Consider the following 20,101-nt stretch of genomic DNA (forward strand, 5'->3'; position numbering starts at 1 on the left):
CTGGCCCCCCGGGGCCCGGCGCCCGGGGCACCCGTACCTCCGGGTCGGTGCCGGCGAGACCTTCGGCCGCAGTGCTGTGACCATGACCAGTGCTGTCGGGCCGAGGCGTCCCCTGACGGAGCTGCGGAGGCCGGGCAGCCCGACCGAGGGAATCCCCCTGATGAGCCTGACCGTTGCCGCGTTGACCTTCGGCATCATCTTCCTGGCCGAACTGCCGGACAAGACCGCCCTGGCCAGCCTGGTGCTCGGTACCAAGTACCGCGCGAGCTACGTGTTCGCGGGCATCGCCGCCGCCTTCGCCCTGCAGGTGGGCCTCGCGCTCGCCGCCGGGCACCTGCTCTCGCTGCTGCCGCAGCGCTGGGTCGAGGGCGTCACCGGCGTGCTGTTCCTGGCCGGCGCGGCGATGCTGCTGTTCCACGGCGGGGGCGAGGACGAGGACGGCCACGCCGCCAAGGAGCCCTCCTCGAACAGCTTCTGGAAGGTGGCCGGGGCGAGCTTCGTGGTCGTCGCGGTGGCCGAGTTCGGCGACCTGACCCAGATCATGACCGCCAACCTGGCGGCCAAGTACGCCGACCCGCTGGCCGTCGGCCTGGGCTCCTGGCTGGCGCTGTGCGCGGTCGGCGGGGTCGCCATCGTGGGCGGGCAGAAGCTGCTGAAGCACGTGCCGATGAAGCTGATCATCCGGGTCGCGGCGTCGATCATGGTGGTGCTGGCGGGCGTCAGCATCGTCAAGGCGATCACCGGCTGACGCCCGGTCGGCCACTCTCCGGCGACGGGCCGGGCGGTCGCCCTCCGGCGGACGGCCCGGCTGGTCGCCGTCCGGCGGACGGCCGCCCGGGTTCCGGGGGCGCCGGCCGGTCAGCAGCCCGGGTCGGCCTCCAGGGCGGCCCGGGTCTTCGGCCCGTAGACGTTCTTCTCGCCCTTGATCCGGTTGTAGTTCTGGTAGTCCGTCAGCACCGACTGGGTCCAGTAGTCGAAGGTGCCGGTCACGATCGACTTGTCGACGAATCCGCATTCGGCGGCCCACAGGCGCTGCTGCATGTCCTTCACGTCCGGGCCCGACATCCCGAGCTGCAGCACCCGGGTGGTCGCGGTCGGCGTCGGGGTGGCGGTCGGCGACGGGGTGGTCGTCGGCGTCGGGGTCGGGGTGGGCGTGGGGGTCGGCGTGGCGGCCGGGGCCGGGGGAGCGGCCGGCGGGGCCTGACTGGTCGCCACCGGGGAGGGCGTCCTCGTCGGACTCGGCCGGCTCGTCCTGGTCGGCGTCGGGCTCGGCGCCTCGCTGGTCGGCGGCTGCGCGCTCGGGGTCGGCACCGCCGGGGTGGTCGGATCCACCGGGGCGGGCGCCAGGGTGGTGGTGGGCAGCGGCTGCGCCTGCCGGTGGCCCGCCCCGGGCGAGGGCGTCACCGCGTAGGCGATGCCGACGGTCAGCGCCAGCAGTCCCGCACCGGCCCCGGCCAGCACCAGCTTGTGCCGGGCGAGCGGGTTCTGCGCGGACTGCTCGGCCGCCCGGCGCGCGGCCCGGCCGCCGGCCCGGTCGGGGTCCTCCGCCGCCGGCGCCGCGTACTCGAACGGGAAGACGCCGAGGTCGCCGCCGGGCGGGGCCTGCGGCGGCGCCGCCGCGGCGTAGGCGCCCGGCCCGGAGGCGGGCACCGGCGGCAGCACGGTGGTGGCGTAGGCGTCGGCGTCCGGCCCGAGCGGCGGGGCCACCGGCGTGGCCGGCCCGGCCGGGGGCGCGACCGGCGGGAGCAGTGCGGTGGCGAAGGCGTCCGCCGCGGGGAATCCCGCGGCGGCCCCGTCGGTGGGCCGGCCGGCCGCCTGCGCCACGTAGGGGCGGACCAGCGGCGGGCCCTCCAGGTGCGGGAGGACGGCCGTCTCGGTGAGGCTCGGGTCCGGGAGGCAGCCGCACCCGGTGGAGCGTGCGGTGCCGCACGTCGGGCAGTGCTGGTCCGGCATCGGCCGGCCCTCCTCGGTACTCGGGTGGTCTCCGGGGCGGTCCCGGGCTCACGATCGCGGTGCCCCCCGGCCCACGATCGCGCCTGATTATGCAGGACGTCCCGGAGGGTGGACAGGGGCGTCCGACCCCGGGTGGGGGTGTTGTGCCGGTTGGTGGTGGTTGGCTCCTGATGAACGGTCGGGGAGGAGCGGATGTCCCCCGTGCTTACGTTCGGCTCAACCACGAGGCGCAAACCAGGGCATTTCTGACAGCATGGTGAGCTGGGAGTGATCATCCGCCCGGACCGCCGCGTCGGCCGGCCCGCGACCCTACGGAGACGCCATGACGGACCCGCTCGCCGCGTCCGACCGGGGCCCGGCGCCCGCGCCCGGGCCGCCGGAGGTCACCGTCCCCAACCTGTGGCTGCCGATCGGCGCCCTGCTGCTGGCGATGCTGCTCGCCGCCCTCGACCAGACCATCGTCTCCACCGCGCTGCCCACCATCGTCAGCGACCTCGGCGGCCTGGAACACCTCTCCTGGGTGGTCACCGCCTACCTGCTGGCCTCCACCGCCGCCACCCCGCTGTGGGGCAAGCTCGGCGACATGTACGGCCGGAAGCGCTTCTTCCAGGCCTCCATCGTGATCTTCCTGCTGGGCTCCGCCCTCTGCGGAGCGGCGCAGGACATGGGGGAGCTGATCGCCTTCCGCGCCCTGCAGGGCCTCGGCGGCGGCGGTCTGATGGTGCTCTCCCAGGCCATCGTCGGCGACCTCGTCCCACCCCGGGACCGCGGCAAGTACCAGGGCCTGTTCGGTGCCGTCTTCGGCGTCACCAGCGTCCTCGGCCCGCTGCTCGGCGGGCTGTTCGTCGACCACCTCAGCTGGCGCTGGGTCTTCTACGTCAACCTGCCGATCGGCGCCGTCGCCCTGGTGGTCATCGCGGTGGTGCTGCACGGGCGGGAGGTCAGGCGCCGGCACCGGATCGACTACCTCGGCACCGCGCTGATCGCCGCCGTCGCCACCTGCCTGGTGCTCATGACCTCGCTGGGCGGCACCACCTGGGCCTGGAGCTCCTGGCAGGTCGTCGGCCTCGGGGTGCTCGGGCTGGTGCTGCTGCTGGCCTTCGTCGAGGTCGAGCGGACGGCCGAGGAGCCCGTGCTGCCGCTGCGGCTGTTCCGCTCCCGGACGTTCAGCCTGGTCGCGGTGATCTCCTTCGTGGTCGGCTTCGCGATGTTCGGCGCGCTCACCTACCTGCCGACCTTCCTCCAGGTCGTCATGGGGGTCTCGCCCACCCTGTCCGGCATCCACATGCTGCCGATGGTGCTCGGCATGCTGGTCACCTCGATCGGCTCCGGCCAGGTCGTCGCCCGCACCGGCCACTACCGGGCCTTCCCGATCGCCGGTACGGCCGTCACCACCGTCGGCCTGCTGCTGCTCTCCCGGCTCGACGAGCACAGCAGCACCGCCGAGATGAGCCTCTACTTCCTGGTCTTCGGCCTGGGGCTGGGGCTGGTGATGCAGGTGCTGGTGCTGATCGTGCAGAACTCCGTCGGCTACCAGGACCTCGGCGTGGCCACCGCCGGCGCCACGTTCTTCCGCTCCATCGGGGCCTCCTTCGGCGTCTCCGTCTTCGGGACGGTCTTCGCCGGCGGACTGCGCGACCGGCTCGCCGACGCCCTGGCCGGTGTGCCGCTGCCGCCCGGCTTCGACCCCGACGCCATCACCTCCGACCCGCGGGTGATCACCGCCCTGCCGGCCGCCGTCCAGGAGAGCGTCCACCACGCGTACGCCGAGTCGATCACCCGGGTGTTCCTCTACGCGGTGCCCGTTACGGCGGTCGCCTTCGTGCTCTCGCTGTTCCTGCGCGAGCAACCGCTGCGCTCCACCGTCACCGCCCCCGACCTGAGCGAGTCCATCGGCCTCAACCCGGTCGAACGCTCCTCGCTGGACGAGATCGCCCGGGCCCTCTCGGTGCTGAACACCCGCGAGGCCCGGCGCGACCTCTTCCGGCGGATCACCGCCACCGCCGGGCTCGACCTGCTCCCGGCCTCCAGCTGGCTGCTGCTGCAGATCCACCACCACGGCTCGGTCGAGCCGGCGGAGCTCGCCGAGCACCGGGTCGTCCCGTTCGCCGTCGTGGAGGCGGCGGTCCGGGAGGTCGAGGGCCGCGGCCTGGCGGCCCGCTCCGGCGGCCTGCCGCTGCGGCTCACCGAGGCCGGGGAGGAGGCCGCGCTGAAGCTGGTCGCCGCCCGGCGCGCCCAGCTCTCCGAACTGCTCGGCGACTGGGACGAGCAGCAGTACGCCGACCTCGCCGACCTGCTCACCCGGCTCAGCTCCGCGCTCTGCGCCGACCGGCGCGACCGCCCCGACCGGGTCGAGCCCGAGCCGCCGAACTTCGCGGAGGGCCGGACGCTCTAGGCGTGGTCGTTCCGCAGGCGTAGGGCCCGGGTCGGTGGGCGCCCGTCAGGGGCCCCCGAACCACCGGGCGGTGTCGAGGCGGAACGGGTCGCCGGGGGCGAGCAGCCGCAGGCCGGCCTCCAGCTCGCGCAGCCGCTCCTCGCCGAGGGCGGCGGACCACTCGGCGCGCAGCTCGTCGAAGATCCGGGCCGAGCGGACCAGGCAGTCGACGCCCCGGGCGGTGAGGCGGACCACCTTGCGGCGGGCGTCGGCCGGGTCCGCGGCGCGTTCGACGTAGCCGAGCTGCTCCAGGTGCTCGACGGTCTTGCCGGCGGCCTGCTTGGAGACGCCGAGGCGGCGGCCGAGCTCGACGGCGGTGGTGCCGTCCGGGCCGATCGCCTGGAAGACGAAGCCGTGCGTCGGGCGCAGGTCGGGGTGGCCCTCGCGGGCGATGCGTTCGTGCAGCTCGTCGATGATCGTGCGGAACGCGGACAGCAGGCGCAGCGGCAGCTCGAAGCCGGGCGGGGCGGGTTCACTTGACACGATAGACAACCTCATTGACCATATAGACAACGCCATTGACCATCTTAGGGGGATTCCTCAGCCATGCCCGTCATCCGTCACGCCGAAGCCCGCCGCACCGAGACCCCCAACGCCGTCATGACCACCTACGCCTCGCCCACCCAGGGCTCGACCGGCCTCGCCCTGTGGCGCGTCGACATGCGCGCCGGCGGCACCGGCCCGCTGCACGCCATGGACGTCGAGCAGGTCTGGACCCTCCTCACCGGCTCCGCCACCGTCGACCTCGTCGAGGGCCCGGTCACCGTCGCGGCCGGCGACACCCTGGTCCTCCCGGCCGACACCGCCCGGCAGTTCACCACCGCCGACGGCTTCACCGCCGTCGTCGCCGGCCCCTCCCCGGCCCACGCCTACAACCCCGACGCCGTCACCCCCGAGGGCGCCTGCGCGATGGCCCCGCGCGACGCCGAGCGGGTCCTCCCGGCCTGGATCGCCTGAGCCGCCGCCCGGGCGGTGCGCCTCCGGGCCGCCGACCGCTTCGGGGCACCGCTCCGTTCCGTGCGCTGTTCGGTGGGGCAGGATGGAGCCATGAGCGTAGTCAAGATCAACGTACTGACCGTTCCCGCCGAGCAGCGCGAGGTGCTGGAGAAGCGCTTCGCCTCCCGCGCCGGTTCGGTCGAGGGCTCCGACGGCTTCGAGTGGTTCGAGCTGCTCCGCCCGGTCGAGGGCACCGACAGCTACCTCGTCTACACCCGCTGGCGTGACGAGGAGTCCTTCCAGGCCTGGATGGAGGGCCCGATGAAGTCGGCCCACCAGAACGGCGGCGAGGGCGAGGCGCCCAAGCGCCCCGCGGCCTCCGGCTCCACCCTCTGGTCCTTCGACGTCGTCCAGTCGGCGGGCCCGAAGGGCTGATCCGACGGCGGTGGCGGCGCGTCCCGGGGTTCCGGGGCGCGCCGTCGTGTGCGGCGGGACGCCCCGTCGGGCGCCGTCACGCGGCGGCGGGGCGGAGGGCCTCGCGCAGGCCGGGGACGGGCTCGCGGTCGGCGCGCCAGACCAGCCGCAGCCGGAGCCCCGGCACCTCCAGGGGGAGCCGGACCAGGGTGCCCGAGGCGAGCTGCTCCCGGACCGCGAAGTCGGGGAGCAGGGCGATCCCGAGGCCCTGTTCCGCGCAGGCGCGGGTGACGGCGACACCGCCGGTGCGGACGCGCTCGACGTCGTTGCCGAGCAGGCGCTCCCCGGCGAGCCGGAAGGAGCAGGCGGGGGAGTCCACCAGCAGGTGCCGGCCGCGCAGGTCCTCGCGGTGGAGGCCGCCGGCGCGGCCGAGCGGGTGGGCCGGCGCGGCGACCAGCGAGAGCGGGACGTCGCACAGGTCCAGGTGGTCGAGCGGGGCGGGCGGCAGGTAGAAGCCGAGTTCGCCGAGCGGGCCCGCGGTGTCCAGGACGAGCGCCGCCTCCAGGGCCCCGGCGGCGACGCCGCCCAGCAGGCCGTCCCGGGCGGTGCCGGTGTGCAGTGAGACCGCCAGGTCGGGCCGGCGCTCGGCGAGGCGGGCCAGCACGGCGGGCACGTGGGTCGCCGCGACGGTCTCCAGGGCGCCGAGCCGCAGCCGGGGGCGGGCGGTGGCCACCTCCCGGCGCGCCTGGTCGGCCTGGTCGAGCAGGCGGCGGGACCAGGGCAGCAGCCGTTCGCCGGCGGCGGTGAGGGCCATTCCGCGCGGGGCCCGGTCGAACAGCTCGGTGCCCAGGCTCCGTTCCAGCGTCCGGATCTGCTCGGACACCGAGGAGGGTGCGAGGCCGAGCGCCACGGCCGCGCCGGTGACGGTCCGGTGGGCCACGACGGCCTCGAAGACGCGCAACTGACGGAATTCCACCCGGCACCCCTCGAACGTCCTTGCTGCTCGTTCCGCGGGACAGCGTACGGGTGGGACGCGTGGTCGCGTACGGGTACGACGGATCGTCACCACCGCACCGCCCCGGGCCCGGCGCGGGGGCCGGGTCCGGGGCGGTGCGGTGCGGGGCGGCTCAGGAGGGCAGGATCCAGCGCTGGTTGGCCCCGCCGTGGCAGTCCCAGATCTGCAGCCGGGTCCAGTCGGCGCTGCTGCCGTCGCGGGCGTCCAGACAGCGGCCGGAGAGCGGGTTGACGAGGGTGCCGTCCGGGCGCGGCTGCCAGTGCTGGGCTCCGGTGCCGTTGCACTCGTACAGCTGGACCGGTGTCCCGGCCGCGGTCCAGCCGTTGGTGACGTCCAGGCACTTGCCGAAGGCGTGCAGCGAGCCGTCCTGCTGGACGGTCCAGTCCTGGGCGCCGGTGGAGTTGCAGTGGTAGAGCTGGACGGTGGTGCCGTTGACGGTCGCGGCGCGGATGACGTCCATGCACTGGCCGGCGATGCCGGTCACCGGGCCGCTCGGCCGGGGGGTGTTCCAGCGCTGGTCGGCGGCTCCCGAGCAGTCCCGCAGGAGCAGCCGGCCGTCGGCGGCGGCCAGGCAGCGGCCGGAGGCGGGCTGGAACAGCGAGGCGTCCGGGCGGAGCCGCCACTCCTGGCCGGCGCCGCCGGTGCAGTCCCGCAGGCGCACCGCGGAGCCGTCGGCGGTGCCGGCCGGGGTGAGGCAGCCGCCCGGGAACGCGATGCCGCCGTCGGAGCCGACGGTGGCGTCCTGGGCCGCGGTGCCCGCGCAACCGGCCGACCGCACCGCCTCGTCCGGGTCCGCCGCGGCGACCTCGGCGTCCAGGCAGGACCCGTCGGCGCCGGTGATCCGGCCGGACCAGGTGGAGACGGCCGGGGAGCCCGGCACCTCGACCGCACCCTGCAGCCGCGGGGCCCGGGAGGAGGACCCGACGGTGAGGCCGTACCGGCCGCCGGGCACCTGCCAGCCGTGCACCCCGGAGTCCCAGACCGAGAAGTCCGGGCGCTCCAGCCGCAGCTCCACGTGGGTCGAACGGCCGGGCGCCAGGGTGACCTTGTCGAAGCCCTTGAGCTGTTGCGGCGGCTCCCCGGCGGCGGACGGGAAGGCGACGTACAGCTGCGGGACCTCGGTGCCGGTCCGGGTGCCCCGGTTGGTGACGTCGAAGCCGACCCGGACCCGGCCTGCGGCGTCCGGGCCCGTCACGGTGAGCCCGGAGTAGCCGAAGGAGGTGTAGGACAGGCCGTACCCGAAGGGGAACAGCGGCGGGGTCCCGGAGGCGTCGTACCAGCGGTAGCCGACGTCGAGCCCCTCGGTGTAGTGGTAGGCGCCGTCGGTGCCGGGGTACTGCGACGCGTCGCGGATCGGCGTGGCCGCGGCCGAGGTGGGGAAGGTGACGGGCAGCCGGCCGCCGGGGTCGACGTCGCCGAACAGCACGTCGGCGAGCGCGGTGCCGCTCTGTTCGCCCGGGTACCAGGCCTCGACGACCGCGGGGACGGAGTCCAGCCAGGGCATGGTGACGGGGCCGCCGGTGTCGAGCACCACCACCGTCCGGGGGTTGGCCTTGGCGACGGCCCGGATCAGGGCGTCGTCCGCCGGCGCGAGGTCCAGCGAACCGCGGTCGGCGCCCTCGGTCTCCTCGTCCCCGACCACGACCACCGCGACGTCCGCCCCGGCGGCCACCGAGGCGGCGGCGCCGGCGTCGTCACCCTTGTGGTAGCGCACCTGGACCCCGGCGCCGGCCCTGGCGGCGATCCCCTGGCGGGGCGTCACCGTGTAGCCGTCGTAGGGGGTGACGTGCGAGGAGCCGTAGCCGCCGGTGTAGCTGCGGTCGGCCCACGGCCCGATGACCGCGATCGAGTGCAGCCGGGAGGCGTCCAGGGGCAGTGCCGCGCCCTGGTTGCGCAGCAGGACCGTTCCGGCCGCGGCGGCCGTCCGGGCGTCGCGGGCCCCGGCGGCCGGATCGGCGGCGGGTGCCTGGCCGCCGTCCAGGGCCCCGGTGCGGACCATCAGCCGCAGCACCCGGCGCACCTGGTCGTCCAGGACCGCCGGGGCGAGCCGGCCGTCGGCCACGGCGGCGGGCAGGTCGGTGAACCAGGTGGAGCCGCCGAACTCCTGGTCCAGTCCGGCCGCAGCGGCGTTCACCGAGGAGTGGGTGGCGGGGTAGTCGGAGCCGACGACCCCGTCGAAGCCCCAGCGGCCCTTCAGCACGTCGCGCAGCAGCGGGAAGTTCTCGCAGGCCCAGACGCCCTCGACCGGGTTGTAGCCGCACATCGCCGACCAGGCACGGCCGTCCCGGACGGCCGCCCGGAAGGCCGGCAGCTCGATCTCGGTCAGCGTCCGCTCGTCGACCTCGGAGCTGTACGACTGCCGGTTGTCCTCCTGGTTGTTCGCCGCGTAGTGCTTGACCTGCGCCGCGACGCCCTGGGACTGGATGCCGCGCACCTCGGCGGCCGCGACCCGGGAGGCCAGGAACGGGTCCTCGCCGAGCGTCTCGAAGTTCCGGCCGCCCTGCGGGACGCGCACGATGTTCACCATCGGGGCGTAGAGCACCTGGTAGCCGCGGGCCCGTGCCTCGCGGCCCAGGACGGTGCCGTAGGTGGTGGCCAGGGCGGGGTCGAAGGCGGCGGCCAGGGCGACCGGCGCGGGCAGCGCGGTCGCCGGCAGGCCGTCCCGGACGCCGGCCGGGCCGTCGGAGAGCAGCAGCGGGGGGATCCCGAGCCGGGGCACGCCCTCGACGTAGCCCACCGAGTGGGCGTCGTCCGGCGCGGTGACGCCCAGCAGCAGCCGGGCCTTCTCGTCGGTGGTCAGTTGGGCGAGCAGGGCCTCGACCCGTTGTTCCGGGGAGGCCGCGGTGGCGGTCCTGGGGGTGGTGGGGGGTGTGGTGGGGGCGGGGGCGGGGGCGGCGACCGCGGTGGTGGTTCCGGAGGCGGTGGTCACCGTGAGGAGACAGCCACCGAGGCCGAGGCGGAGGGTTCGCGTCCAGGAGGAGGTTCGACGCATGGCGACACCGATCGATGAACTGCGGCCGTGTGGGGCGGCCGAGAAAATGTGACTGTCTGTCAAACTTACCCATGGTGAACACCTGGTTACACGTCGTGCGGGGGTGTGTCGTGCAGGTCGGCGGGAGCGGAGGGCTTCCGCGGTGGGCGCCCTTCGTGTGCCCCCCGTCCGCCGAGGGCGGGGGCGATCGGGTTTCGGGACGCCCGGCGGGGCGTCACCCCGACTGCGGCGCGCGACGTTCGGCGGCGGGACCGCGGTGGCGGAACTCCGTCGGGGTGCATCCGTGGTGCGCGCGGAACCGGCGGGTCAGGTGCGGGTGGTCGGTGAACCCGGCGGCGGCCGCGATCTCGGCCAGCGGGAGCCGGGTGCGGCGGATCAGATGGCCCGCCACGTCCAGGCGCACGGCCGCGAGCTCCGCCTGGAAGCTGGTGCCCGCCCGGGCGAAGGCCCGCTGCAGCGAGCGCGGCGCCACCGCGAGCTCGCCGGCCAGCGCGGCGACGCGCCAGGCCGCGGCCGGCTCCCGGGCGAACCGGGCGCGGGCCGCGTCCACCAGGGCCCGTCCGGCCCGCGGCCCGGGGGTGGGCGCAGCGGTGGGGGCGGGCCGGTCCGACCACTCCAGTCGCCACCCGTGGATCTCCGGGGCCCCGCCGGGCCGCCAGGGGGCGTCCGCCGGAAGGGCCGTCGAGGCCGCCCCGAGCAGGGTGACGCGCACCGGGCCGTCGACCACCGCCCCCACCCCGGCGGCGTGCAGGGCGCAGACGAAGACCGTCTCGGCCACGGCCGGGCGACGCCCGAGGTAGGGCAGGTGCTCGACGGTCAGGCGGCCGGGTCGCAGCAGGGTGCTCGTCCGGTGGCCGGCGTGCAGCCACGGTTCGGCCAGGCTCGCCCGGGCGAGCAGGTCGGCGACGTCGGCGGCGCAGAGCAGCGCCCGCAGCCGGGCGTCCCGGGGGCGCTCGAACAGCCGGCGCGCGGCGTCGAGCACGGCGGCCGGCCCGCAGGAGTACAGGGCGCCGAGCAGCTCGCGGTGCAGGCCCTCGGGCACCGGTGCGCCCTCGGCGAGCAGCGCCCGGACGGTGCCGGCGGAGGGCGCGAGCGGGCCCCGGCCGTGCCGGAGCACCCCGTGCAGGGCGGCGGCGGCCAGCTCGGGGCTGACGGTGCGGGTCACCGGTCGGGCCCCGCCGGGCGGAGCGGCCAGGCGTGCGGCATGGCGCGATGGTACAAATGCGGACCGGCCGGGGAGGCCATCGTGGGGGCATGAACGTGAACGGAAGACGCGTCCTGGTCACCGGCGGCACCAGCGGGGTCGGACTGGCCCTGGCGGCGGAACTGACGGCGGCGGGTGCGCGGGTGGCGGTCTGCGGCCGCCGGGTCGTGGAGGGCGGCGCGCCGCCGGCGGAGGGGGTGACGGCCCTCGCCGCCGACCTCGGGCGCCGCGGCGAGGCCGTCCGGGTGGTGGACCGGGCGGCGGCCGCGCTCGGCGGGCTCGACGTGGTCGTCGCCAACGCGGGCGTGCAGCACCTCGTCGACCTCACCGGCGGCCCGAGCGCCGCCGTCCTCGACCGGACCGCCGAGGAGATCGAGGTCAACCTCCGCTCGGTGGTGGAACTGGCCGCCGCGGCCTGGCCCCACCTGGCCGCCGGCGGTGGCGCCGAGCCCGCGGCCTTCGTCGCCGTCACCTCCGGACTGGCCTACGCCCCCAAGCGCTCCGCCCCGGTCTACTGCGCCACCAAGGCCGCCGTGCACACCCTGCTGCGGTCGCTGCGCTACCAGGCCGAGGAGTCCACCCCGTGGATCCGGGTCCAGGAGGCGGTCCTGCCGCTGGTCGACACGCCCATGACGGCCGGCCGGGACGGCGCCGTCCGCAAGATCCCGGCCGCAACGGCGGCCGCCGCCCTGCTGGAGGGCATCCGCCGGGGCCGCCCGACCATCCCGATCGGTGCCGCCCGCACGCTGCTGGCCCTGCTCCGGCTGCACCCCCCGACGGCGTACCGGCTGCTGCGCGACACCTGACGGCGCCGGCGGCGCGCGTACGGGCCGGTGGCCGGCGGGCCCGCCCCGGGTGCGGCCTCACCCGCCCGGCGGGCGGAAGGACACCGGGGCGTCGAAGGCGGCGCGGCGGGTGGCGCGGCGCAGGGCGCGCAGCACGGGCGTGCCGAGGGTGAGGCACAGCACGACGGTGAGGGCCGCCCTGGGGAGGTCCCACCCGAGGGAGGTGGTGAGGCAGTAGGCCGCGAAGCGGACCAGGTTGGCGGAGACCGGGTCGCCGGGGACGAACGAGATGGAGCCGGACAGCCCCGCGATGTAGGGCCAGCCCTGGAGGTTCATGACGGTGCCGTACAGGACGGCGGCGAGGGCGCCGTAGACCGCGAGCAGCCAGAGTTCGCGCCGGCCGCGCAGGGTGGCCGGGCCGGGCAGCAGGCCCGCACCGAGACAGACCCAGCCCATGGCGAGCATCTGGAACGGCAGCCACGGCCCGACGCCGCCGGTCAGCAGCGCGGACGCGAACATCGACAGCGCGCCGAGGACGAAGCCGAAGCCCGGCCCGAGCACCCGGCCGGAGAGCACCATCAGGAAGAACATCGGCTCCAGGCCCGCCGTGCCCGCGCCGAGCGGGCGCAGGGCCGCGCCGGTCGCGGCCAGCACGCCCAGCAGGGCCACGGACTTGGCGTCCAGTCCGGGGGCCCCGCCGCCGGCCGTGCGGCCCTCGGAGATCTGGGCGACGACGACGGCGAGCAGCAGCGGCAGCAGCAGTGCGAACAGCCAGGGGGCGTCGGCGGAGTGCCCGACCAGGGCGGAGTCGGTGGCGGCGAGCAGCGGCCAGCCGAAGCCGGCGACGCCGACCGCGGAGACCAGCAGCAGGGTCGTGACGGAGCGGCGGCCGAGCGGGACGGGCCGGGCGAGCGTGCGGGTGCGGGCCGCCTCGGGCTGCCCGGGCTCCGGGCGCACGGGTGCCGGGGGTCGGGGCTCCGGGCGGTGGGCTTCCGGGCGGTTCGGGCGGGGCGGGCCCGGGTCGGGGCGGCTCATGAGCTCAGCGCCTCCGCGACCTGCCGCACGGTGAGCCACGGGCCGGGCGCCAGCACCTTGGCGACCTGCGGGGCGAAGGCGGGGGAGGAGACCACGACCTCCGCGGTCGGCCCGTCCGCGACGACCTCGCCCTCGGCCAGGATCACCGTGCGGTGGGCGAGTTCGGCGGCGAGCTCGACGTCGTGGGTGGCCAGCAGGACGGCGTGGCCGTCGGCGGCGAGGTCGCGCAGGATCTCCACCAGCCGGGCCTTGGCGGCGTAGTCGAGGCCGCGGGTCGGCTCGTCGAGGAGCAGCAGCGGGGGCCGGGCGGTGAGCACCACGGCCAGGGCCAGGGTGAGCCGCTGGCCCTCGGAGAGGTCGCGCGGGTGGGCGGTGTCGGGGATCCCCGGGAGCAGGCGCTCGACCAGGGCGCGGCAGGTGCCGGGGTCGGCACCCGCGTCGCCGTCGGCCGCGGCGCACTCGGCGGCGACGCTCTCGCCGTACAGCAGGTCGCGCGGGTCCTGGGGGACGAGGCCGACCTCGCGGACCAGCTCGGCGGGCCGGGTGCGGTGCGGGGTGCGGCCGCCGACCCGGACGCTGCCGGAGGCGGGCGCGTGCAGGCCGACCAGGCCGCCCAGCAGGGTGGACTTGCCGGCGCCGTTGCGGCCCATCAGGGCGGTGATCTCGGCGGGGCGCAGCGTGAGGTCGACCCCGCGCAGGGCCTGGACGGGGCCGCGTCGCACGGCGAGGCGCTCGACGGTGGCGACCGGGGTGCCGGTCGGGGTGCCGGCGGTGGCCGGGTGGCGGCCGTCGAGGCGTTCGCGCAGCGGGCCGGCCTTGCGGCGGGCGTCGCGGACGGACAGCGGCAGCGGCCGCCAGCCCGCGAGCCGGCCGAGGCCGACCACCGGCGGGTGCACCGGCGAGTGCGCCATCACCTCCGCCGGTCCGCCGAGGACGGGCGGGGAGCCCGGGGTCAGCAGCAGCACCTGGTCGGCGTACTGGACGACCCGTTCCAGCCGGTGTTCGGCCATCAGCACGGTGGTGCCCAGGTCGTGCACCAGCCGTTGCAGGACGGCGAGCACCTCCTCGGCCGCACCCGGGTCGAGCGCCGAGGTGGGTTCGTCGAGGACCAGGACGCGGGGGTGCACGGTGAGCACCGAGCCGATCGCGACGCGCTGCTGCTGGCCGCCGGAGAGCGAGGCGAGGGCGCGGTCGCGCAGGTCGGCGAGGCCGAGCAGGTCGAGGGTCTCCTCGACCCGGCGCCGCATCACGTCGGCGGGCAGGCCCAGCGACTCCATGCCGTAGGCGAGTTCGTCCTCGACGGTGTCGGTGACGAAGTGCGCCAGCGGGTCCTGTCCGACGGTGCCGACCAGGTCGGCGAGGTCGCGGGGCCGGTGTTCGCGGGTGTCCCGGCCGCCGACGGTGACCCGGCCGTGCAGGACGCCGCCGGTGAAGTGCGGGACGAGGCCGCTGACCGCCCCCAGCAGGGTGGACTTGCCGGAGCCCGACGGGCCGACCAGCAGGCACAGTTCGCCCTCGGGCACGGTCAGGTCGACGCCGCTCAGGGCCGGCTCGGCGGCGTCCGCGTACTGGACGGAGACCTGCTCGAAGGTGATCACGAGGCCCTCCGGGGCGGGGTCGGGGTGGCGAACGCCGGTACCAGGCCCAGGAGTACGGCCAGGACGGCGGCCAGCGGCAGCGCGGGGACGGTCGGCGGGACGACGGTGGGGGCGAAGGCGGCGGGATCGACGGAGGAGAGGTGGACGGTGAGCGCGGCGACGGCGGCGCCGGAGCCTGCGGTCAGCCACTCGGGCAGCGCCCAGGGGTCGGGCCGGTAGCGGGTCCTGACGGACCGTCGGCCTCCCAGCAGCAGCCCGGTGAAGGCGGCCGCCAGGCCGAGCAGCAGGACCGGCAGCGCCCAGCCGGCGCCCCCGGCGGTGAGCAGCCCGTACGCGGCCAGGCAGACCCCGAGCAGGCCGGCCAGGGTGAGTGCGGCCGTCGCCCGGGCGAGGCGGCGCGGGACGTCGGCGGTGCGGCCGAAGCCGCGGGTGTCCATCGCGGCGGCCAGCGCCACCGAGCGCTCCAGCGCGCCCTCCAGGACGGGCAGTCCGACCTTGAGCACGGCGGCGACGCCCTTGTCGCTGCGGCCGCGCAGCCGGCGGGCGGCGCGCAGCCGGCGCACGTCCGCGACCAGGTTGGGCGCGAAGGTCATCGCCACCACGACCGCGACACCCGCCTCGTACAGCGCCCCGGGCAGGGTGCGCAGCAGGCGCGCCGGGCTGGCCAGGGCGTTGGCGGCGCCGACGCAGACCAGCAGGGTGGCCAGCCGCAGGCCGTCGTACAGCGCCGCGAGCAGCCCCTCGACGGTCACCCGGCCGCCGATCCGCACCCCCTGCGCCCAGGCCGGGAGCGGTACCTCGGGCAGGGTGAACAGGACGTGCGTCCCGGGGACGGGCGAGCCGAGGAGGATCGCGAACACCAGCCGGATGCCCAGCACCAGCAGGCCCAGGCGCAGGAACGCGCCGTACGAACGGGACCAGGGCGCGTCGCCGCGCCGGGCCGCCACCACGTACCCGGCGACGGCGGCGAGCAGCAGCAGGATCGCCGGGTTGGTGGTGCGGGTCGCCGCGGCGCCCAGCCCGAGCGCCCACAGCCACCAGGCCCCGGGGTGCAGTTGACGGGGGCCGGTGGGGGGTCGGGTGCTGCGGGCTGGGCGCACGGATCAGTCCAGGTCGGGATCGGGGCGGGCGGGCCGGTTCGGGTCGTTGCGGTTCGGTTCGCTGTGGTTCGGTTCGGGGGATCAGGAGGAGCGGCGGCGGCGGGTCTGCCAGACGGCGCCGCCGGCCAGGACGGCGACCAGCGCTCCGCCGGCGATCAGGCCGAGGTCCGGCCCGCCGTGGCCCCCGCCGTCGGCCGGGCCGCCCGCCGCGGCCGCGCCGCCGAGCTGCTCGCCGCACCCGGCCCTGGGGTAGCCGGCGATGGCGCAGAGCAGGCCGTTGGTGTCGTACCGCAGCGGCGGGGCGACGGCGGCCAGCACCTCGGCCGAGGTGGCGTTCGGGGCGACGGCGGCACACGCCGTGCGCTGCTCGGGCGGCGCCTCGGTGGAGCCGGCGTCGGCGGCGGTGCCGAAGTCCAGCACCACGGCGACCCGCTTGCGGCCCTCCTGGGCCGGGGTGTCCGCGCAGACGGCGGCGAAGCCCGTGGCCGCACGCGGCCGGGCGGCGTCGCGGCCGCCGTCCGGGCTGACGGCGAAGCGCCAGCCGTCCACCGCTCCGTCCGGGGGGACCGACACCGCCGGCCCCTGCTGCTGGTAGGCCCAGCCGGTGTCGGTGGCGCGCCAGAACGACCAGTACCGGTACCCGGCGGCCTCGGCGGGCGCGGCGGTGGCGACCAGCAGCAGCGCGCCCAGCAGCGGGGCGAGCAGCAGCGGGGCGAGCGGCAGGGCGGTGCGGGGCCGCCGGCCCGGACGGGCCCCGGGGCCCGTCCGGGGGGAGCCCGCCGGGCCGCCCCCGGCGGGGCCGGTGGTGCGGGGGGTCACGGCCTGGCGCCGCGCTTGCGCTGGAGGCTGAGCACCAGGCCGCCGCCGACGCCGATCAGCAGGCCGACGATGATCAGCCAGTACTGGCCGAAGCCGTCGCTCTTCTTCGCCGGCTGGGTGGCGGCGGCCGCCGGGCTCGCGGTGGCCGCGGGGGCCGGGCCGAGGGCGGTGAGCTGGGCGGTCAGCGCGGCGGTGTCGCGCTGGGCGGCCTGGGTGACCAGCAGGAGCGTGGCGGTGGCGCCGGCGTCGGTGCCGCCCTTCGTCCAGGTGGCGCCCTCCTTGCCGAGCCAGTCGACGGCGCCGGTGGCCTGCTGCGGGTGGCCGCTCTGGATCAGGCCGAGGGCGGCCCAGGCGGTGGCGGTGTAGTCGGGGGTGGCCGGGGCGCCGGGGGTGGTGAGCGAGAGGTGGTCGCCGCCGGCGGTGAGCTGGGCGCTCAGGTACGCGGCGGCGGCCTCGCCCGAGTCGGCGTGGGCGACGGGCGCGGCGGGGGCGCCGTCGGGGCAGCCGAGGGCCTTGGGCGCGGCGTCGGCGCGGGCGGTGGTGGCGACCGGGAGGTGGCCGCCGGCGGCGGCGAGCGAGGCCTGGCCGCTGGCGAGGGCGTTGGGCGCGAGGGCGCCGGTGGCCGGGTCGGGCTGGTAGGCGAAGGCGCCGCGCTGGTCGGCGGGCGCGGCGCAGCCGAGCTGGTAGAGGGCGAGCCCGTCGAAGGCGTTCCGGCCGGCCTTGGCGACGGCCGCCGGGTCGGCCTTGGCGGCGAACAGGGCGTTGACGGCGAGGCCGGTGGAGTTGGCGTCGCCGGGGCTGCCCGGGTTGTAGGCCCAGCTGCCGTCCGCGTTCTGGTTGGCCTTGAGCCACTGGACGCCCTTGTCGACGGCGTCCTGGTGCCCGCCGAGCGCGACCAGGGCCTGGACGGCGACGGCGGTGGCGTTGCTGTCCTCGGTCTTGGCGTCGCAGGCCGCGCCGGCGGCCCGGTAGGAGGGCCAGCCGCCGTCCTCGCACTGCTGCCCGGTGAGCCAGCCGACCGCGGACGCCGCCGGGGTGACCTTGGCCGCCGCGAGGGCGGTGAGCGCGAGCGACTGCCGCCAGACGCCGTCGTACGTCGGGTCGCCCTTGCCGTACAGGCCGTCGGGGACGACCGCGGTGGTCGGCGCGGGGCTGTCGGCGAGGGCCGGTGCGGCGGCGGCGCCGGTGAGCAGCGCGGCGGACAGGGCGGCGGCGCCCAGGCGGGCGGCGGTGAGCATGGTGGAGTGGTGCCTTTCGGTGAGCGGTGGTGGCCCCGGGGGCCGTTCCGTAGTCCTCGACGGTGCCGGGCGGTGCGCGGTGGCGGGCCCGGACTGGCCGCTCGCCCCTCCGCGGGCGGTCCGACTCGCCGGGGCCGCGGCGGCTCCGGACTCACGGTTGCGGGGTCAGCGCCGGATTCGCACCGGCTTCCCCCGCGGGAGGGGCGGGATGGAGTTGTGCTGCCCGTCGACTCTAAGCCCTGGGGTCCGCCGCCGGGCTCAGGGCCCGTCCGGGGCAGCCCGCCGGGGTGCCGCCCGGGGAGGAACAGGTTCCAGTCGGGGCCCGGTTCAGGGCAGGGTGAGCAGCCGGGCCGCGGTCTGCAGGTCGGCGCGGACCTCGGCGATCGAGGCGCGGCCGGAGAGCCAGGCGACCAGGGCCGAGTGCCAGGTGTGCTCGATCACCCGGACGGCCGCGCGCTGGCTGTCGCTGGGTGGCCCGGACTGGCCGATGGCGTCCAGGATGAGCTGTCCGGTGGCGGAGCTGACCTGGTCCACCTCGGCACCGACGGAGCGGTCCGCGAAGGACAGCGCCCGGACCATCGCCTCGGCGAGCAGGGGCTCGCGCTGCAGGGCGTGGAAGGCCCGGGTGAGCGTGTCGGCGACCCGGGGGGCCGGTTCGAGGTCGGTCGGCGGGTGCCGCCGGATGTGTTCCTGGAGGCCCTGCAGCTGCTCCAGCATGACGGCGACCAGCAGGTGGACCTTGGACGGGAAGTACCGGTAGAGCGTGCCGAGGGCGACCTGGGCGCTCTCCGCGACCTCCCGCATCTGTACGGCCTCGTACCCGCCCCGGGCGGCCAGGGCGGTGGCGGCCCGCAGGATCCGCCGGCGGCGCTCGGCCTGGCGCGCGGTCAGCGACGGCTCACCGGGCGGTGCGGGCGGCGGTGCGGCGGGGCTCGTGGAGGTGGTCGGAGGCGGCAAGGAGTGCTCCCGGGGCGCGTGGGTGGCGGTGTGCTCCACAAGGTCGGCATGGTCCGGCGTGGCGGGAATCACCAGCCCTGGCTCCTGAGGGAAAGCTACGGGCCGGTATCTTCGAGGTCTCTCATTGTTCACATGGTCGATGACGAGTTCCACACCCACTGAAACCTGATCTACTTTAGCGACCAGCAGCACAGATAGCAGCTAGAGATGAGGGCCCGAGGATGACCGCGCAGCCGCTGCGGATTGCCCTGCTGTCGTACCGCGGGGACCCCTTCTGTGGCGGTCAGGGCGTGTACGTCCGGCACCTGTCGCGCGAGCTGGCCAGGCTCGGCCACCACGTGGACGTGATCGGGGCCCAGCCCTTCCCGGTGCTGGACGAGGTCGAGGGCCCCGGTTCGGTGCGCCTGGTCGAACTCCCCAGCCTGGACCTCTACCGCGCCGACGACCCGTTCCGCACGCCGGCCCGCGGGGAGTTCCGCGGCCCGGTGGACGTCCTGGAGTTCGCCACCATGCGCACCGGCGGCTTCCCCGAGCCGCTGACCTTCTCGCTGCGCGCCCGGCAGTACCTGGCCCGGCACAAGGGCCGCTACGACGTGGTGCACGACAACCAGACCCTCGGCTACGGCCTGCTCGGCCTGGCCCGGCACGGCTTCCCGCTGGTCACCACGATCCACCACCCGATCACCGTGGACCGGCAGTTGGAGCTGGACGCGGCCGGCACCCGGCTGCGCCGGCTGTCGCTGCGCCGCTGGTACGCCTTCACCCGGATGCAGCGCCGGGTCGCCGCCCGCCTGGAGCACGTGATCACCGTCTCCGGCAGCTCGCAGCGCGAGATCGCCGAGCACCTGGGCGTTGCGCCCGGTGCGATCTCGGTGGTGCCGATCGGCGCCGACACCCGGCTGTGGTCGCCCTCGGACGCGGTCGAGCGGGTGCCGGGCCGGATCGTCACCACCTCCAGCGCCGACGTCCCGCTGAAGGGGCTGGTGTTCCTGGTCGAGGCGCTCGCCAAGGTGCGCACCGAGCGCCCCGCGCACCTGGTGGTGGTCGGCAAGCCGCAGAAGGACGACGGCCCGGTGGCCGAGGCGGTGCGCCGCTTCGGACTGGCCGAGCACATCGAGTTCCGCAGCGGCCTCACCGACCGGGAGCTGGTGGACCTCTACCGCTCGGCCGAGGTGGCCTGCGTGCCGTCGCTGTACGAGGGCTTCTCGCTGCCCGCCGCCGAGGCGATGGCCACCGGGACCCCGCTGGTGGCCACCACCGGCGGCGCGATCCCCGAGGTGGCCGGCCCGGACGGGCGCACCTGCCTGGCCGTGCCGCCGGGCGAGGCGGACGGGCTGGCGGCGGCGCTCGGACGGCTGCTGGACGACCCGGAGCTGCGCGGGCGGCTCGGCGGCGCCGGCCGCGAGCGGGTGCTGGCCCGGTTCACCTGGGAGCGGGCCGCCGAGCTGACCGCCGAGGCCTACCGCGCGGCCATCGCCACCGGGGCCGGGGCCCGGGCCCGTTCGGGGCCGGGCTGGCGCTACGTGCCCTGAGCCACCCGCCCCGGCCGGCCCGGGCGCGCTCCGGCGGCCCCGACCCACCCGGCCGCCGGCCCGGCGCGAATCGTTCTGACGCGGCGTCA

At 76.5% G+C, this 20,101-nt stretch carries 17 protein-coding genes and 1 riboswitch; of the genes, 6 read left to right on the plus strand and 11 right to left on the minus strand.

The genetic code is table 11. From position 1 onward, the window contains the following. The first annotated feature begins 157 nt into the window (after window positions 1-157). On the plus strand, window positions 158-748 hold the full coding sequence (locus ACFYUY_RS05330; protein WP_360214628.1) for a TMEM165/GDT1 family protein: 591 nt from the start codon (window positions 158-160) through the stop codon (window positions 746-748). Window positions 749-858: 110 nt separating this feature from the next. Here the strand turns inward: ACFYUY_RS05330 and ACFYUY_RS05335 are convergent, their stop codons facing one another. Beyond that, window positions 859-1,953 carry a hypothetical protein gene (locus ACFYUY_RS05335; protein WP_387898135.1) on the minus strand — a complete coding sequence of 365 codons (1,095 nt, stop codon included), beginning with the start codon at window positions 1,951-1,953 and terminating at the stop codon, window positions 859-861. A gap of 322 nt (window positions 1,954-2,275) precedes the next feature. Between ACFYUY_RS05335 and ACFYUY_RS05340 the strand changes: the two genes are divergently transcribed. After that, entirely contained in the window at window positions 2,276-4,348 is a 2,073-nt protein-coding gene (locus ACFYUY_RS05340) for an MFS transporter (RefSeq protein WP_387898138.1), read from the plus strand. Between the two features lie 45 nt (window positions 4,349-4,393). Here ACFYUY_RS05340 and ACFYUY_RS05345 read toward each other — a convergent pair whose 3' ends face one another. Beyond that, complete coding sequence (locus ACFYUY_RS05345; RefSeq protein ID WP_360214506.1) at window positions 4,394-4,870, minus strand: MarR family winged helix-turn-helix transcriptional regulator; 477 nt, start codon at window positions 4,868-4,870, stop codon at window positions 4,394-4,396. Between the two features lie 63 nt (window positions 4,871-4,933). Between ACFYUY_RS05345 and ACFYUY_RS05350 the strand changes: the two genes are divergently transcribed. Together ACFYUY_RS05350 and ACFYUY_RS05355 are read left to right on the plus strand one after the other, a co-directional pair. Then, the gene (locus tag ACFYUY_RS05350) at window positions 4,934-5,344 is read left to right on the plus strand and encodes a cupin domain-containing protein (protein WP_387898141.1); all 411 of its coding nucleotides are present in this window, start codon (window positions 4,934-4,936) and stop codon (window positions 5,342-5,344) included. Window positions 5,345-5,434: 90 nt separating this feature from the next. Beyond that, window positions 5,435-5,758: an antibiotic biosynthesis monooxygenase gene (locus ACFYUY_RS05355; RefSeq protein WP_360214510.1), complete on the plus strand. Its 324-nt coding sequence runs from the start codon at window positions 5,435-5,437 to the stop codon at window positions 5,756-5,758. A 76-nt stretch (window positions 5,759-5,834) separates the two neighbouring features. Here the strand turns inward: ACFYUY_RS05355 and ACFYUY_RS05360 are convergent, their stop codons facing one another. From ACFYUY_RS05360 to ACFYUY_RS05370, 3 genes are all read right to left on the minus strand, one after another. Continuing rightward, complete coding sequence (locus ACFYUY_RS05360) at window positions 5,835-6,713, minus strand: LysR family transcriptional regulator (RefSeq protein WP_387898144.1); 879 nt, start codon at window positions 6,711-6,713, stop codon at window positions 5,835-5,837. A gap of 151 nt (window positions 6,714-6,864) precedes the next feature. Next, complete coding sequence (locus ACFYUY_RS05365; RefSeq protein ID WP_387898147.1) at window positions 6,865-9,681, minus strand: glycoside hydrolase family 3 C-terminal domain-containing protein; 2,817 nt, start codon at window positions 9,679-9,681, stop codon at window positions 6,865-6,867. A 277-nt stretch (window positions 9,682-9,958) separates the two neighbouring features. After that, the gene (locus tag ACFYUY_RS05370) at window positions 9,959-10,909 is read right to left on the minus strand and encodes a helix-turn-helix transcriptional regulator (RefSeq protein WP_360214516.1); all 951 of its coding nucleotides are present in this window, start codon (window positions 10,907-10,909) and stop codon (window positions 9,959-9,961) included. A gap of 89 nt (window positions 10,910-10,998) precedes the next feature. Between ACFYUY_RS05370 and ACFYUY_RS05375 the strand changes: the two genes are divergently transcribed. Further along, window positions 10,999-11,754: an SDR family NAD(P)-dependent oxidoreductase gene (locus ACFYUY_RS05375; protein ID WP_387898151.1), complete on the plus strand. Its 756-nt coding sequence runs from the start codon at window positions 10,999-11,001 to the stop codon at window positions 11,752-11,754. A 57-nt stretch (window positions 11,755-11,811) separates the two neighbouring features. Here the strand turns inward: ACFYUY_RS05375 and ACFYUY_RS05380 are convergent, their stop codons facing one another. From ACFYUY_RS05380 to ACFYUY_RS05405, 6 genes are all read right to left on the minus strand, one after another. Then, window positions 11,812-12,690 carry an ECF transporter S component gene (locus ACFYUY_RS05380; RefSeq protein WP_387898153.1) on the minus strand — a complete coding sequence of 293 codons (879 nt, stop codon included), beginning with the start codon at window positions 12,688-12,690 and terminating at the stop codon, window positions 11,812-11,814. A 74-nt stretch (window positions 12,691-12,764) separates the two neighbouring features. Next, on the minus strand, window positions 12,765-14,366 hold the full coding sequence (locus ACFYUY_RS05385) for an ABC transporter ATP-binding protein (RefSeq protein WP_387898156.1): 1,602 nt from the start codon (window positions 14,364-14,366) through the stop codon (window positions 12,765-12,767). Continuing rightward, window positions 14,363-15,466, minus strand: coding sequence for an energy-coupling factor transporter transmembrane protein EcfT (locus tag ACFYUY_RS05390; protein ID WP_387898159.1), 1,104 nt, complete (start codon window positions 15,464-15,466; stop codon window positions 14,363-14,365). Before ACFYUY_RS05390 ends, ACFYUY_RS05385 begins: the two co-directional genes overlap by 4 nt. Before the next feature lie 81 nt (window positions 15,467-15,547). Next, window positions 15,548-16,189 (minus strand): SCO2322 family protein, encoded by a 642-nt coding sequence (locus tag ACFYUY_RS05395; RefSeq protein ID WP_387898660.1) that lies wholly within the window; start codon window positions 16,187-16,189, stop codon window positions 15,548-15,550. Between the two features lie 92 nt (window positions 16,190-16,281). Then, window positions 16,282-17,523 carry a prenyltransferase/squalene oxidase repeat-containing protein gene (locus ACFYUY_RS05400; RefSeq protein WP_360214526.1) on the minus strand — a complete coding sequence of 414 codons (1,242 nt, stop codon included), beginning with the start codon at window positions 17,521-17,523 and terminating at the stop codon, window positions 16,282-16,284. A gap of 117 nt (window positions 17,524-17,640) precedes the next feature. Further along, window positions 17,641-17,715: riboswitch (cobalamin riboswitch) on the minus strand. Window positions 17,716-17,850: 135 nt separating this feature from the next. Next, window positions 17,851-18,480, minus strand: coding sequence for a TetR family transcriptional regulator (locus ACFYUY_RS05405; RefSeq protein ID WP_360214528.1), 630 nt, complete (start codon window positions 18,478-18,480; stop codon window positions 17,851-17,853). A 221-nt stretch (window positions 18,481-18,701) separates the two neighbouring features. On the opposite strand from ACFYUY_RS05405, the gene ACFYUY_RS05410 reads away from it, so the two are divergent. Further along, on the plus strand, window positions 18,702-20,012 hold the full coding sequence (locus tag ACFYUY_RS05410; protein ID WP_387898162.1) for a glycosyltransferase family 4 protein: 1,311 nt from the start codon (window positions 18,702-18,704) through the stop codon (window positions 20,010-20,012). The last annotated feature ends 89 nt before the right edge of the window (window positions 20,013-20,101 follow it).

Origin of the sequence: Kitasatospora sp. NPDC004745 (assembly GCF_042873275.1) — a bacterium.
In the GTDB taxonomy this organism is placed as follows: domain Bacteria; phylum Actinomycetota; class Actinomycetes; order Streptomycetales; family Streptomycetaceae; genus Kitasatospora.

Bases quoted from the DNA above. Each gene is read 5' to 3' on its own strand.
- ACFYUY_RS05335 (WP_387898135.1), bottom strand. From the start codon at position 1,953: ATGCCGGACCAGCACTGCCCGACGTGCGGCACCGCACGCTCCACCGGG.
- ACFYUY_RS05340 (WP_387898138.1), top strand. From the start codon at position 2,276: ATGACGGACCCGCTCGCCGCGTCCGACCGGGGCCCGGCGCCCGCGCCC.
- ACFYUY_RS05350 (WP_387898141.1), top strand. From the start codon at position 4,934: ATGCCCGTCATCCGTCACGCCGAAGCCCGCCGCACCGAGACCCCCAAC.
- ACFYUY_RS05355 (WP_360214510.1), top strand. From the start codon at position 5,435: ATGAGCGTAGTCAAGATCAACGTACTGACCGTTCCCGCCGAGCAGCGC.
- ACFYUY_RS05375 (WP_387898151.1), top strand. From the start codon at position 10,999: ATGAACGTGAACGGAAGACGCGTCCTGGTCACCGGCGGCACCAGCGGG.
- ACFYUY_RS05400 (WP_360214526.1), bottom strand. From the start codon at position 17,523: ATGCTCACCGCCGCCCGCCTGGGCGCCGCCGCCCTGTCCGCCGCGCTG.
- ACFYUY_RS05410 (WP_387898162.1), top strand. From the start codon at position 18,702: ATGACCGCGCAGCCGCTGCGGATTGCCCTGCTGTCGTACCGCGGGGAC.